General features: G+C 52.1%; 11 protein-coding genes. 6 read left to right on the top strand and 5 right to left on the bottom strand.

Features of this window, described 5'->3' with window-relative positions; genetic code table 11:
• Positions 1-62: 62 nt before the first annotated feature.
• Positions 63-1,763 carry a lysophospholipid acyltransferase family protein gene (locus tag KE671_RS09660; RefSeq protein ID WP_206162728.1) on the bottom strand — a complete coding sequence of 567 codons (1,701 nt, stop codon included), beginning with the start codon at positions 1,761-1,763 and terminating at the stop codon, positions 63-65.
• A gap of 120 nt (positions 1,764-1,883) precedes the next feature.
• The gene (gene hemB / locus KE671_RS09655) at positions 1,884-2,858 is read right to left on the bottom strand and encodes a porphobilinogen synthase (protein ID WP_042324630.1); all 975 of its coding nucleotides are present in this window, start codon (positions 2,856-2,858) and stop codon (positions 1,884-1,886) included.
• 511 nt (positions 2,859-3,369) lie between these two features.
• On the opposite strand from hemB, the gene ehaB reads away from it, so the two are divergent.
• Entirely contained in the window at positions 3,370-6,291 is a 2,922-nt protein-coding gene (gene ehaB / locus KE671_RS09650) for an autotransporter outer membrane beta-barrel domain-containing protein (protein WP_206162727.1), read from the top strand.
• A gap of 88 nt (positions 6,292-6,379) precedes the next feature.
• Positions 6,380-7,003 carry a hydrogen peroxide resistance inhibitor IprA gene (gene iprA, locus KE671_RS09645; protein ID WP_206162726.1) on the top strand — a complete coding sequence of 208 codons (624 nt, stop codon included), beginning with the start codon at positions 6,380-6,382 and terminating at the stop codon, positions 7,001-7,003.
• Here iprA and ampH read toward each other — a convergent pair whose 3' ends face one another.
• Positions 7,004-8,161, bottom strand: a complete 1,158-nt coding sequence (ampH, locus tag KE671_RS09640; protein ID WP_206162725.1) for a D-alanyl-D-alanine-carboxypeptidase/endopeptidase AmpH — start codon at positions 8,159-8,161, stop codon at positions 7,004-7,006.
• A gap of 326 nt (positions 8,162-8,487) precedes the next feature.
• Between ampH and KE671_RS09635 the strand changes: the two genes are divergently transcribed.
• From KE671_RS09635 to KE671_RS09625, 3 genes are all read left to right on the top strand, one after another.
• Positions 8,488-9,021: an isochorismatase family protein gene (locus tag KE671_RS09635; RefSeq protein WP_206162724.1), complete on the top strand. Its 534-nt coding sequence runs from the start codon at positions 8,488-8,490 to the stop codon at positions 9,019-9,021.
• A 118-nt stretch (positions 9,022-9,139) separates the two neighbouring features.
• Positions 9,140-10,360 (top strand): peptide antibiotic transporter SbmA, encoded by a 1,221-nt coding sequence (gene sbmA, locus KE671_RS09630; RefSeq protein WP_206162723.1) that lies wholly within the window; start codon positions 9,140-9,142, stop codon positions 10,358-10,360.
• Positions 10,361-10,374: 14 nt separating this feature from the next.
• Positions 10,375-11,469 (top strand): DUF1615 domain-containing protein, encoded by a 1,095-nt coding sequence (locus tag KE671_RS09625; RefSeq protein ID WP_206162722.1) that lies wholly within the window; start codon positions 10,375-10,377, stop codon positions 11,467-11,469.
• 11 nt (positions 11,470-11,480) lie between these two features.
• On the opposite strand, the gene KE671_RS09620 is transcribed toward KE671_RS09625, so the two are convergent.
• A complete protein-coding gene (locus tag KE671_RS09620) occupies positions 11,481-11,789 on the bottom strand; it encodes a YaiY family protein (protein ID WP_206162721.1) in 309 nt (102 codons plus the stop codon).
• Between the two features lie 256 nt (positions 11,790-12,045).
• Between KE671_RS09620 and KE671_RS09615 the strand changes: the two genes are divergently transcribed.
• On the top strand, positions 12,046-12,252 hold the full coding sequence (locus tag KE671_RS09615; RefSeq protein ID WP_206162720.1) for a DUF2754 family protein: 207 nt from the start codon (positions 12,046-12,048) through the stop codon (positions 12,250-12,252).
• Positions 12,253-12,294: 42 nt separating this feature from the next.
• On the opposite strand, the gene ddlA is transcribed toward KE671_RS09615, so the two are convergent.
• A complete protein-coding gene (ddlA, locus tag KE671_RS09610; RefSeq protein ID WP_206162719.1) occupies positions 12,295-13,389 on the bottom strand; it encodes a D-alanine--D-alanine ligase in 1,095 nt (364 codons plus the stop codon).
• Between the last annotated feature and the right edge of the window lie 119 nt (positions 13,390-13,508).

Raw genomic sequence — 13,508 nt, 5'->3', positions numbered from 1 at the left:
TCAGGCCTACGGTGATTACGAAACGGTAGGCCGGGTAAGGCGAAGCCGCCACCCGGCAAAAATCACAAGTGCTCGCCAATATATCGCTGATAACGGTTAGCCTTCAGATAGGTCAAATCCACCAGCACCAGGCCGTCGACACAGTTGTTGAAGGCCGGATCGCTGCCGAAATCGATAAATTGTACGCCACCGGGTTCGCAGAGCTCTGAGTATTGCTTATAGAGCGGGGGAATGCCGCAGCCGAGATTGCCCAGCAGCGATTTCAGCCGTGTCAGATCTTCGCAGTAGTCGTTGCCAGCAAACTGCGCCAGTACATTCGGTAGCGAAGCGGGATACGGCTGGCGTGAGACGGCCAGCGGATGCGTTGGCGGAAACCACAGACGATAGAAGGCAACCAGCAGATCGCGCGCATCCGGCGGTAATCCTCCGGAGATAGACACGGGTCCGAACAGGTAACGATACTGCGGGTAGCGCGCCAGGTATGCGCCGATCCCGGACCAGAGATAATCCAGCCCGCGGCGTCCCCAGTAGCGCGGCTGAATAAAGCTACGTCCCAGCTCAATACCGTGCTGCATGATGTCCGTCATCCGCTCATCGTAGTCAAACAGACTGTGGCTGTAGAGTCCCTCAGGCCCCTGTTTTTCCAGCTGCTGCGCGCAGGGGATAAACCGGTAAGCGCCGACGATCTCCAGATCCTCCTCGTCCCATAAGATCAGATGCAGATAGTCATCATCGTAGCGATCGATATCTCTGCGTTTGCCGCTTCCTTCACCCACTGCACGAAAGGCGATTTCACGCAATCGTCCTAGCTCGCGCAGGACCGCCGCTTCCTCCTGCCCGTTGCGCTGCCAGAGATAAATCCGTTTACCGTCGGCGGTTTTTCCCAGACATTCCGTCTGCGTCAGCTCGCGTTTCAGTCGCGCCCGGTTTTCCGGTGGGGCGATCGTCGATTCAGTACGAAAGAAACCGGGTCGACCATTGCCCAGTGCTATCACGTGTTCCCGGCACTTTTCCGCCTGCTCGCGCACGCTGCTTTTGCGGGTGGACCATTGCGTCCAGGCAATTGGTTGACCAATCCGTATGGGAAGTGTGCTGCCGCGACGGCGAAACATTTGCTGCATTAACAGCAGCAGCGTGGCGCTGGAAGAAACCAGCCCGCAGGTATAGAACAGCGGGCTGTTATACGCCTGAATATGTACCGGCAGCAGCGGCGTCCGGTACTTTTCCGCCATGCGGATAAATCCGGAATGCCAGCGGCGTTCAGCGATTCCTTTTAGCGTCAGCCGTGAGACTTCACCCGCCGGGAAGAAAACCAGCGCGCCGCCAGCCTGCAGGTGGCTATCCATTTGCTGCAACGATGATTTCGGCGTGCGCCCCTGAATATTGTCTACCGGGATGAACAGAGAGCGCAGGGGCGCCAGATGAGAAAGCAGTCGGTTGGTCACCACTTTGATATCACGACGCACGCGGGAGAGGGCGTAGATGAGCGCCAGTCCGTCCAGCGCGCCGGTGGGGTGGTTGGCGATAATCACCAGTGGGCCATTTTCGGGGATGTTTTCAATATGGTGCTCGGGGATTTCACAACGTATTTGCAGATGTTCCAGGACTTGCTCCACCATATCCACGCCTTTCAGATGACGGTGGCGGGCGGCAAACTGTTGAAACTCTTTCTCGTACAATACGCGTTGTAACACCTTCTTCTGCCAGGGCGCGGTCCTTGCCGCGGGCCAAAGGTCGCTGAGTACGTTATCGAGACTGAACATAACAACACCTCCTTCTTCCTGTGCTGACAGTAGAAGCGTTAAGTGTCGCTTGTATGACGTTTGAGTGACGTTTTGGGGAAGGACCGGATGGCGGGACCATCCGGCATGTTCAGGAAAAACTTAGCGCAGGATTTTTTTCTCTGCCAGATCCAGCGCGAAGTAGCTGAAGATCAGATCCGCGCCAGCGCGTTTGATGGCACCTAAACTTTCCAGCACCACTTTTTCTTCATCGATAGCGCCCGCCATGGCGGCAAATTTGATCATCGCATATTCACCGCTGACCTGATACGCGCCGAGCGGCAGTTCCGTGCGCTCGCGGATGTCGCGCAGTACGTCCAGATAGGCACCCGCCGGTTTTACCATCAGGCAGTCCGCGCCCTGCGCTTCATCAAGCAGCGATTCACGAATTGCTTCACGACGGTTCATCGGGTTCATCTGATAGGTTTTGCGATCGCCTTTCAGCGCGGTGCCTGCCGCTTCACGAAACGGACCGTAGAACGAAGAGGCAAATTTGGTGGAGTAGGACATGATGGCTGTGTCGGTAAAGCCTGCCGCATCCAGCGCCTGGCGAATCGCCTGCACCTGACCATCCATCGCGGCGGAAGGCGCAATGAAGTCTGCGCCTGCTGCTGCTGCGACAACGGCCTGTTTCCCGAGGTTTGCAAGCGTTGCGTCGTTATCCACGCCGTGCTCACACAGCACGCCACAGTGGCCGTGGGAGGTATATTCGCAGAAGCAGGTGTCGGACATGACGATCATTTCAGGCACCGTCTGCTTGCAGATGCGCGACATTCGCGCCACCAGGCCGTCTTCTTTCCAGGCATCGCTACCGGTGTCATCAGTATGGTGAGAGATGCCAAAGGTCATGATGGAACGGATGCCGGCGTTGGCAATGCGTTCGATCTCGCGCGCCAGATGTTTCTCCGGGATGCGCATAACGCCGGGCATGGCCTCAATGGCTTTGTAGTCGTCGAGTTCTTCTTCAACAAAGATCGGCAACACCAGATCGTTCAAGCTGAGTGTTGTCTCTTCAAACATGGCGCGCAGCGCTGCAGATTTGCGCAGACGGCGAGGGCGATGGATTAAGTCTGTCATGAGATGCCTGATGTTTGTGAAATTGAAGGCCATAGTATACCTGAAGCTGCGGGTGAGTGTTTTACGAAAATGGGCCTTATGTTTTTGTTTTTATAATTAACTCACAGAATAGACTGTGCAATATTTTACTATGCATCACTAATTATTCATATTGATGTGTGTAATTAATGATTTTGTGCTTATGTTGATAAACTATTGTTCTTGATTTTTTGGTGGTTGCATTAAGCGTGGGTTTATTTATTCATTATTTTTATTTTTGTTCGTTTAAATAATCTCTCCAAGATATGGATTACAGTTTTATTTTTTATAACATATTGTATTGTAATATTATTTTTGTTTTGTTCTTGAATGGAATTGAAATTTTTGATATTGTCTGAATCCGGACTTCGATGAAACTTTAATTTAAACTTTCATTGTGGACGCCGCATAATCCTCCTCGCAAAACGTAATGTTTTCTCTGCATTGATAATTGATGGATCAACACTATTATGTCCCTGAGGAGGGATAACAAATGCACTCCTGGAAAAAGAAACTTGTCGTCTCACAATTAGCATTAGCCTGCACTTTGGCAATCACTTCTCAGGCAAATGCTTCAACAGATATTTCTGGAACAACGTATAACACCTTTCATCACTATAACGACGCGACATACGCGGACGGCGTCTATTACGAGGGGTATGTTGGCTGGAACAACTATGCGGCTGATAGCGTGTATAACGGGAATATCTACCCGGTAATCAATAACGCGACCGTTAACGGTGTGATTTCAACTTACTATCTGGATGATGGTCTTTCTACCAACACCAATAGCAATAGCCTGACGATTAAAAACAGTACTGTTCACGGGATGGTGACGTCCGCCTGCATGTCGGACGACTGCACTGGTCGCGATGCGACGGGCTATGTCTACGATCGTCTGGCGTTGACCGTTGATAACTCAACGATCGACGATAACTACGAGCATTATACCTACAACGGTACCCATACTGATGGCACTGCCGATACGCATGTGGTTGATGTTTACGATCTGGGTACCGCGATCACCCTGGATCAGGAAGTTGACCTGGCTATCAGCAACAACTCGCATGTTGCCGGCATTAGTCTGACCCAGGGCTATCAATGGAATGATGTTGACGACAACACCGTTAGCACTGGCGTGAACAGTAGTGAAGTGTTTAACAATACTATCACGGTGACGGATTCCACCGTGACGTCGGGTTCCTTTACTGATGAAGGAGAGTCTGGCTGGTTTGGCAACAACAATAACGCCAGCGATTACAGTGGTTCATATACTGCCGATGACGTCGCTCTGGCGGTTACGGCCAATCCGGCGGCTGACAACGCAATGCAGACCACCGCAACTTTCAGTAATTCTACCCTGATGGGCGATGTGGTGTTCTCCAGCAATTTCGACCACAACTTCTTCCCGAATGGTGCAGACAGCTACCGCGATGCCGATACGACCGTTGATACCAATGGTTGGGATGGTACAGATCGTCTGGATCTGACCTTAGATAACGGCAGCAAGTGGGTCGGTGCGGCGATGTCCGTACATCAGGTGGATACCGATGGCGATGGCGTTTATGACAATGTTGCGGCCGGTACCGATGCCACCTCTACGCTAATTGATATCACCGCTAACAGCCTGTGGCCGAATTCAACCTTTGGCGTTGACAATGGCAATACCGCTTATGATGAAAATGGCCACGTTGTGGGTAAAGACGTCTATCAGAGCGGCCTGTTCAACGTTACGCTGAACAACGGTTCACAGTGGGATACCACGAAAGAATCCCTGATTGACACCCTGAGCATCAATAGTGGATCTGTGGTTAATGTTGCTGATTCCTCGCTGGTTTCTGACACCATTGCGTTGACCGGTGGCGCAGCGCTGAACATCAACGAAGACGGTCATGTGGCAACGGATACCCTGACTGTCGACAACAGTACCGTCACCATCTCTGATGATGTGGCAGCTGGCTGGAACGTCGATGATGCGGCACTCTACGCTAATACCATTAACGTCACCAATAACGGCGTACTGGATGTGGGTAACAGCGCTGATTACGCCTTACAGGCTGATACCCTGAATGTGACCAGCGCAACTGATGCCAATGGCAATATTCATGCTGGTGTATTTGACATTCACAGCAACAACTACGTTCTGAATGCCGATCTGGTCAACGACCGTACCTGGGATACCACACAGGCGAATTATGGCTACGGTGTTATCGCCATGAATTCCGATGGTCACCTGACCATTAATGGCAATGGTGATACCTACACTGCTGACCAGTCTGAAGTGGATAACCTGGGCGACGGCGTGGCAGCGGCTGCCGGTAACTACAAAGTACGTATTGATAATGCCACTGGCGAAGGTTCTGTTGCGGATTACAAAGGTAAAGAGCTGATCTACGTTAACGATAAGAACAGCACTGCGACCTTCTCTGCTGCGAACAAAGCGGATCTTGGCGCTTACACTTATCAGGCTCAGCAACAGGGTAATACTGTTGTCATGCAGCAGATGGAACTGACGGATTACGCCAATATGGCGCTGAGCATTCCGTCCGCAAACACCAATATCTGGAACCTGGAGCAAGATACCGTTGGTACTCGTTTGACCAACTCACGTCATGGTCTGGCGGATAACGGCGGCGCATGGGTGAGCTACTTTGGTGGTAATTTCAATGGCGACAATGGCACCATTAATTACGATCAGGATGTCAATGGCATCATGGTCGGTGTTGACACCAAAATTGATGGTAACAACGCGAAGTGGATTGTGGGTGCTGCCGCAGGTTTCGCCAAAGGCGATATGAGCGACCATTCCGGTCAGGTGGATCAGGACAGCCAGTCTGCCTATCTCTACTCTTCCGCACACTTTGCCAACAACATCTTTGTTGACAGCAACCTGAGTTACTCCCACTTCAACAACGACCTGTCTGCCAATATGAGCAACGGTCAGTATGTTGACGGTAATAGCTCTGCTGACGCCTGGGGCTTTGGTCTGAAACTTGGTTACGACTGGAAAGTCGGTGATGCCGGTTATGTTACGCCGTACGGCAGCGTATCTGGCTTGTTCCAGTCGAATGACGACATGAAGCTGAGCAACAACATGCACGAAGATGGCCAGTCTTACGATAGCATGCGTTATGAACTGGGTGTGGATACCGGCTATACCTTTACCTACAGCCAGGATCAGGCGCTGACGCCTTACTTCAAACTGGCCTACGTGTATGACGATGCGAACAACGATGCTGATGTCAACGGTGATTCCATCGACAATGGCACTGAAGGTTCTGCGGTTCGTGTTGGTCTGGGTACACAGTTCAGCTTTACCAAAAACTTTAGCGCTTATACCGATGCGAATTACCTCGGTGGCGGCGATGTTGATCAGAATTGGGCGGCTAACGCGGGCGTTAAATATACCTGGTAATCATTCCCTAACGGGAATGGCTATCGCGTCGTTAATCTAAAAAATGCCCGTCAAGGATTTGGCGGGCATTCCTGCAAGGAACGCGCAGATGTTATCTCTGAAAAAACCGTTAAAAGAATTTGAACAGCTCGATAAGTTTTTGTCTAAATATGGCACCCGTTTTTCATACGTTAATGAAAAACATCTTCTCTACTCCACGGAAAAGAACGCTGACACGACATTCGTGATTCAGGAAGGGATTATCTCCTTAAGACGTAATGAACACATTCTTGTTGGTATTGCTCAGGCACCTTTTATTATGGGACTAACCAATGGGGTGATGAAACATGATGTTCAGTACGATCTCGTCAGCGAGGGAGTATGTTCGGGGTATCAAATTAAATCATCTCAAGTTGTTGAAATTATAGAAAAAAATCAATTATGGCGTGAGGCTTTCTACTGGTTAACCTGGCAGAACCGGATCCTGCAGCAGCGTGACAGACAGTTAATTGGTAATAACTCCTACGAACAGATCCGAACCACCCTTTTCTCAATGATCGAGTGGGATGAAAGTTTACGCGCCAAAATTGGGGTGATGAATTATATCCACCAGCGTACGCGTATTTCTCGTTCCGTAGTGGCTGAGGTATTGGCTGCATTGCGTAAAGGTGGCTATATCGAAATGAATAAAGGCAAACTGATGGGCATCAACCGTTTGCCTTCTGATTATTAATTAAGACGCCGGAACCACGCGTGGTGTATTTTCGCTCAGTTCGACTACCAGTTCATTAATACCGTCGCTCATGCTTGTGAAACGAGTAAGCGGAGAGCGAGTGACGACGACAAACGCCCCCACATTTTTTTGCGGAATCATCGCCATATAGGTAATGAACCCGCCGCCACCGCCGGTTTTTTGAATGATTCCCGGGCGTCCATTCTTCGGCGCCATATAGACCCACCCTAAACCCAACGCATCGGCTTTACCCGGAACATCCATACCGGTGACCCGCGTTAACTGTGCACGCTGGTAAATTAGCGTCTGCATTCTGTCGGCCTGATTACTGCGCTGATAAAAATCAGAGGAAAGATACTGCTGCATCCAGCGCATCATATCCCCTGGTGTTGAATAAACCCCACCGCTGCCGATGGCTGCCAGCGTGTTATTACACGGACTGGCTCCTTTCTCCGCCACCATCAGACGCTTGCACTGATCGGGAGAGGGGGTATAAGTAGTGTCTTTCATGCCGAGCGGGCGGGTGATTTTCTCTTCAAAAAGCTGGGCATAGGGTTTACCAGAGGCGTTTGCCAGTGCATCCGCCAGCAGGTCAAACGCCAGATTGGAATAGGCCGCCTGTGACCCTGGGGCGGCTTTCAACGTCGCCGTGGAGAGATAGCTCCAGCGTTGTTCACGCGTCGGCCAGACAAACACCGGGCGCTTTGCCGCGCCGCCGGGTTGTTCACGGGGCAGTGCGCTGGTGTGCGTCGCCAGGTTGACCAGCGTGATCGGTTTTCCCTCATACGACGGTACGCGCGCGCCGACGGGGGCATATTTGCTCAGCGGATCGTTCAGTTTGACCGTCCCCTGATCGAGCAGTTTGACCAGCATTTCACTGGTCATCAGCTTGGTGAGGGAGGCAATGCGAATCACCGAATCCAGTTGCGGACGTACATTGTTGCCCGGGCGGGTTTCGCCGAAGCTGCGAAAGACGCGCTGGTTACCGTCGATTACAACGAGCGCCATCCCCGTTGCCCCGCTGCCATAAAAAATATGATCGGCATAACGCTCAACAATATCAGACGCAAAAACCGGGTCGGCGACAGGTTGAGCCGCCTGGACTGAGGTCAATGACGCCGCACACAGCGCGGCAGAAAAAAGCAGACTACGTTTCAACGGTGTTGTCCATGAATGAAATGAAGTGATAGACGTTACACGAAATCATTCGGGAAGCATCGAGTCGGCAAATGAGTCAATTCCCAGCGACATCGTAAACGATGTGAGCGGGGATGATGAGCGTAGCCAACAAAGAGGCAGCCTGAAGGATGGTGTGTATGCGTATTTATACTACGCAACGGTACATTGCAAAGCGCTAATTGAGCAAGGATAGTGAGAAAAACGTAACGGCGCGTAAACGCGGCGCTTTTGCCGCGAAAGAAAGTCCACTTTTGTGATCCGGGGCGTGCAATAATCTTTCATTACCACTTTTGATGGGGCTGACGATGTCTGAAAAACGGGTTGTTATGGTTGTCGATATGCAAATCGGCGTGTTTGCCACGCCGCGTATTCATCGGGAAGCATGCGTGGAACGAATCAATCAATTGACGCAGGCGGCCGATCTCACCATTTTTATTCAGCATACCGAAGCGGGAGGACTGGAGGAGGGGAGCGCAGGGTTCGCGCTACTGCCTGAACTGGACATCCCTGCAAATGCAAAATATGTCACGAAAACCGCGTGCGATGCTTTTTACAAAACAGCGCTCGAATCGTTACTCCGCGAACAGGCGATTTCACACTTTGTCATCTGCGGCTGTGCGACGGACTATTGCGTCGATACCACCATCAGAAATGGCGCCAGCCGAGGTTATCGCATTACGGTTGCGGAAGATGCCCATACCACCGCCCATCGCCCGGCCGCACCTGCCCAGACGCTGATTGCCCACCATAATGATGTCTGGCGCAATCTGATTGTGCCGGGCAATCCGGTATATGTGAAACCCGTAGAAACAATTCTCCTGGACTGGAAAACGAACTAAGCGCCGCCATGTTGGTCACAAAGGGCGGTTTCGCCTGTTGTGGCCGTTTATTTTTAGCCCGCGCAGCGGCAAAAACACAGCAGTTGTCATAACGATAAGAAGTTAGCAGGAGAGCATCATGTTTAAGTCTTTTTTCCCAAAGCCAGGGCCATTTTTCCTTTCGGCTTTTATTTGGGCATTAGTCGCGGTTATTTTCTGGCAAGCCGGCGGCGGGGACTGGGTTGCGCGGCTGACCGGCGCAACGGGGACCGTGCCGATTAGCGCCGCTCGTTTCTGGTCGCTGAGCTACCTGATTTTTTATGCCTACTATGTGCTTTGCGTCGGGCTGTTCGCGTTGTTCTGGTTTCTTTATAGTCCGCATCGCTGGCAGTATTGGTCAATTCTTGGCACCTCGCTGATTATCTTCGTCACCTGGTTTCTGGTTGAAGTCGGGGTGGCCGTTAACGCCTGGTATGCTCCCTTTTACGATCTGATCCAGACCGCTCTGAGCACGCCACATAAGGTCACCATGAGCCAGTTCTATAACGAACTGGGGATCTTTCTTGGCATTGCGCTGATTGCCGTAGTGATTAGCGTGCTGAACAACTTTTTTGTCAGCCACTATGTGTTCCGCTGGCGTACGGCGATGAACGAATATTACATGGCGCAGTGGCAGCATTTGCGCCATATCGAAGGGGCTGCGCAGCGTGTGCAGGAAGACACCATGCGTTTCGCCTCCACGCTGGAAAGCATGGGCGTGAGCTTTATCAACGCTATTATGACGCTGATCGCCTTTCTGCCGGTGCTGGTTGCGCTTTCTCCGCACGTGCCTGAACTGCCAATTGTCGGCCATGTGCCTTATGGTCTGGTGATTGCGGCAATCGTCTGGTCACTGATGGGCACCGGTTTGCTGGCGGTGGTCGGGATCAAACTTCCGGGACTGGAATTTAAAAATCAGCGGGTGGAAGCGGCTTACCGTAAAGAGCTGGTGTACGGGGAAGATGATGCCAATCGCGCCAACCCGCCGACGGTTCGTGAGCTGTTCAGCGCGGTTCGTCAGAACTATTTCCGTCTCTATTTTCACTATATGTATTTCAATATCGCGCGCATTCTCTACCTGCAGGTGGACAACGTTTTCGGCTTGTTCCTGCTGTTTCCGTCGATTGTTGCCGGTACGATTACCCTGGGTCTGATGACGCAAATTACCAACGTCTTTAGCCAGGTGCGGGGCGCGTTCCAGTACCTGATCAACTCGTGGACAACGTTGGTCGAACTGATGTCTATCTATAAACGTCTGCGCAGTTTTGAGCGCGAGCTGGACGAGCGGGATATTCAGGCTGTCACCCATACACTTGGTTAACAAAAGGAAACGTTATGTCGGCGGTGTCTCGTCTTTACCCTTTCTCCTTGCTGGCTGGACTGGTGCTGGCAGGATGTAGCAGTCAGCCTTCGCAACCGCTAAAAAAAGGCGAGAAACCGGTCGATGTCGCGAGCGTGGTGCGCCAGAAAATGCCGGCCAGCGTGAAGGATCGGGACGGCTGGGCGCAGGATATCGCCCAAACGTTTGAAAGCCAGAAGCTGGCGCCGACCATGGAAAATATCTGTTCGGTGCTGGCAGTCGCGCAGCAGGAGTCGAATTATCAGGCCGATCCCGTCGTTCCGGGACTGAACAACATTGCCTGGAAGGAGATAGACCGGCGTGCTGAACGGATGCATATTCCGGTTTTCCTGGTGCATACCGCGCTGAAAATCACGTCTCCGAACGGGAAAAGCTACAGTGAGCGTCTGGACACGGTAAAAACGGAAAAACAGCTCAGCGCCATTTTTGATGACTTTATTAATATGGTGCCGATGGGGCAGACGCTGTTTGGTTCACTGAATCCGGTCCATACCGGTGGTCCGATGCAGGTCAGCATTGCGTTTGCCGAGCAGCACAGCAACGGGTATCCGTGGAAGAGGGATGGCACGGTGCGTCAGGAAGTGTTCAGCCGTCGCGGTGGACTCTGGTTTGGAACCTACCACCTGCTCAATTACCCGGCCAACTACAGCGCGCCGATTTTCCGCTTTGCCGACTTTAACGCCGGATGGTACGCCAGTCGAAACGCCGCGTTTCAGAACGCGGTCAGTAAAGCCAGCGGCGTCAAACTGGCGCTGGATGGCGATCTGATCGCCTACGGCAGTAAAGAGGCCGGTAAAACAGAGCTGGCGGTGCGTAAACTGGCGGGAAAACTGGATCTTAGCGAGAGCGCGATCCGCCGCCAACTGGAGAAAGGCGACAGTCTTGCGTTTGAAGAAACGGCGCTTTACGAAAAGGTGTTTACACTGGCACAAGCAAAGACAGGGAAGACATTACCGCGTGAAATGCTGCCAGGTATTCAACTGGAAAGCCCGAAAATCACCCGTAATCTCACCACAGCCTGGTTTGCAAAACGGGTCGACGAACGTCGGGCGAAGTGCATGGGACAATAACCGCCGCGCCATTACTGGCGGCGATAGCGCCAGTGCAGAATGGCGGCGATGACGCCGAAAATCAGACTGCCGACCAGAAACGGCACCAGACCAAAGATGGTTCCGACTCCCAGCCCAATTTCCACGCGCGGACGCCCCGTCTCTTGCACTTGCATCAGATGTTCATAAACGCCTGGCGCGTGGACCAGCAGGTTCAGGATCTGCGCCCCGGCCCAAAAGCAGAACAGTACAAACACGGCATAAGCGATGTTGCCTGGCGTAGAGGCGGTTTCTCGATGTTTCCCGTTAAACAAGGATTTTGAGAGAGTGAAATCAGCCATAAATGACCTCCGCGAGTAATTCTGCATCTCTGACACCATGCCAGTAACTTACCGTGAGTGTGACAGGTCATCGCGTTTGTCAATATCAGAATGATGGTAATTTCAGTCTGGGATGGTTCCTGGATTGTAGATTTTTGCCAGTCGTCACAAATTGATTACCTTAAATTAAATTTTGCAACATTTAAGAAATTCCGCATACGGCACAGACCGGTTTCCCGTAATATGCGACGATACTTTTTTTCGCTTGGGAGTTGCCATGAACCTGCCCCTAAAAATACGCCGTGACTGGCACTACTACGCCTTTGCTATCGGCCTGATTTTCATTTTGAACGGCGTTGTCGGGCTGTTGGGGTTTGAAGCCAAAGGCTGGCAAACCTATGCCGTGGGTCTGGTGACCTGGATAGTCAGTTTCTGGCTGGCAGGATTGATTATTCGTCGTCGCGTGGAGGATGACGCGGCGTAAGCCTGACAACAAACCGCTATCAGGCTTACCGGGAAGCGCAGATTACATCGTCGTTTTCAGCGCGTTATCTGCAGCGTGTCGCTCCAGCGCCAGTTCGATCAAACGAGTGATCAAATCAGTGTAACCCAGACCGCTGGCCTGCCAGAGTTTTGGGTACATGCTGATGTTGGTAAAACCAGGCAGGGTGTTGATCTCATTGATCACCACCTCATTGTCGGCGGTTAAGAAGACATCGACGCGCGCCATGCCGGCGCAGCCCAGCGTCTGATACGCCTGAATGGCAATCTCGCGGATTTTGTCATTGGTTTGCGGATCGATAGCGGCAGGAACCACCACTTTCGCGCCGTTATCATCAATGTATTTAGTATCATAGGCATAGAAATCACTATTGAGCACGATCTCGCCGCAGGTGCTGGCTTGCGGGTGATCGTTACCCAGCACGGCGCACTCGATCTCGCGTCCTTTGATCCCTTGCTCCACCACCACTTTGTGATCGAATTCGAATGCGAGGGCGACCGCCTGCGCGTATTGCGCTTCGCTGGTGACTTTACTGACGCCGACAGACGAGCCCTGATTGGCGGGCTTAACGAACAGCGGCAGGCCAAGACGGGCTTCTACCTCGGCAAAGCTTATTGTGTTGCGGTTGGCTCGCGTCAGCGTAATAAACGGCGCGATATTCAGTCCTGCATCACGCAACAAGCGTTTAGTGACGTCTTTATCCATGCACGCCGCTGAGCCCAGCACGTCGGAACCAACGAAGGGAAGATTTGCCACGCGCAGCATTCCCTGCAGTGAACCATCTTCCCCCAGCGTGCCGTGCACAATCGGGAAAATCACGTCCACGGTCGGCAGCGGTTGGCCATTCTGCGCATCAATCAACTGTTGCTCGTGTCTGCCCGGAACCTGCGCAAGGCTGGTCGCAGAAGGACGCAGCGCAATATGCGCCGGATCGTTTGCATTGAGCAGATAATTGTTGGCATCGCTGACGTGCCACTGCCCTTGCTTATCAATGCCTAACAGCACGACGTCAAAGCGGGTCTTGTCGATGGCATCGACAATATTTTTTGCCGATTGCAATGACACTTCATGTTCCGCTGATTTCCCACCAAATACGATTCCTACCCGCAACTTTGCCATCTTAAACCCATTCCTTCGAACGCAAAGCGTATACATTACCACGACAAAACGAGGGATTCGCGGGCTTCTGCCATAATGTTAGGGAGAATTACACGGGAGGGTGCGTGAGAGGAAAAGTC

Source organism: Citrobacter amalonaticus (assembly GCF_018252635.1).
GTDB lineage: Bacteria > Pseudomonadota > Gammaproteobacteria > Enterobacterales > Enterobacteriaceae > Citrobacter_A > Citrobacter_A amalonaticus_E.
This window is presented reverse-complemented; position numbering and strand designations above follow the sequence as displayed.

Excerpts from the sequence above, each read along its gene's own strand:
- sbmA (WP_206162723.1), top strand. The coding sequence starts at position 9,140 with ATGTTTAAGTCTTTTTTCCCAAAGCCAGGGCCATTTTTCCTTTCGGCT.
- iprA (WP_206162726.1), top strand. The coding sequence starts at position 6,380 with ATGTTATCTCTGAAAAAACCGTTAAAAGAATTTGAACAGCTCGATAAG.
- KE671_RS09620 (WP_206162721.1), bottom strand. The coding sequence starts at position 11,789 with ATGGCTGATTTCACTCTCTCAAAATCCTTGTTTAACGGGAAACATCGA.
- ddlA (WP_206162719.1), bottom strand. The coding sequence starts at position 13,389 with ATGGCAAAGTTGCGGGTAGGAATCGTATTTGGTGGGAAATCAGCGGAA.
- KE671_RS09625 (WP_206162722.1), top strand. The coding sequence starts at position 10,375 with ATGTCGGCGGTGTCTCGTCTTTACCCTTTCTCCTTGCTGGCTGGACTG.
- KE671_RS09615 (WP_206162720.1), top strand. The coding sequence starts at position 12,046 with ATGAACCTGCCCCTAAAAATACGCCGTGACTGGCACTACTACGCCTTT.
- KE671_RS09635 (WP_206162724.1), top strand. The coding sequence starts at position 8,488 with ATGTCTGAAAAACGGGTTGTTATGGTTGTCGATATGCAAATCGGCGTG.
- ehaB (WP_206162727.1), top strand. The coding sequence starts at position 3,370 with ATGCACTCCTGGAAAAAGAAACTTGTCGTCTCACAATTAGCATTAGCC.
- hemB (WP_042324630.1), bottom strand. The coding sequence starts at position 2,858 with ATGACAGACTTAATCCATCGCCCTCGCCGTCTGCGCAAATCTGCAGCG.
- KE671_RS09660 (WP_206162728.1), bottom strand. The coding sequence starts at position 1,763 with ATGTTCAGTCTCGATAACGTACTCAGCGACCTTTGGCCCGCGGCAAGG.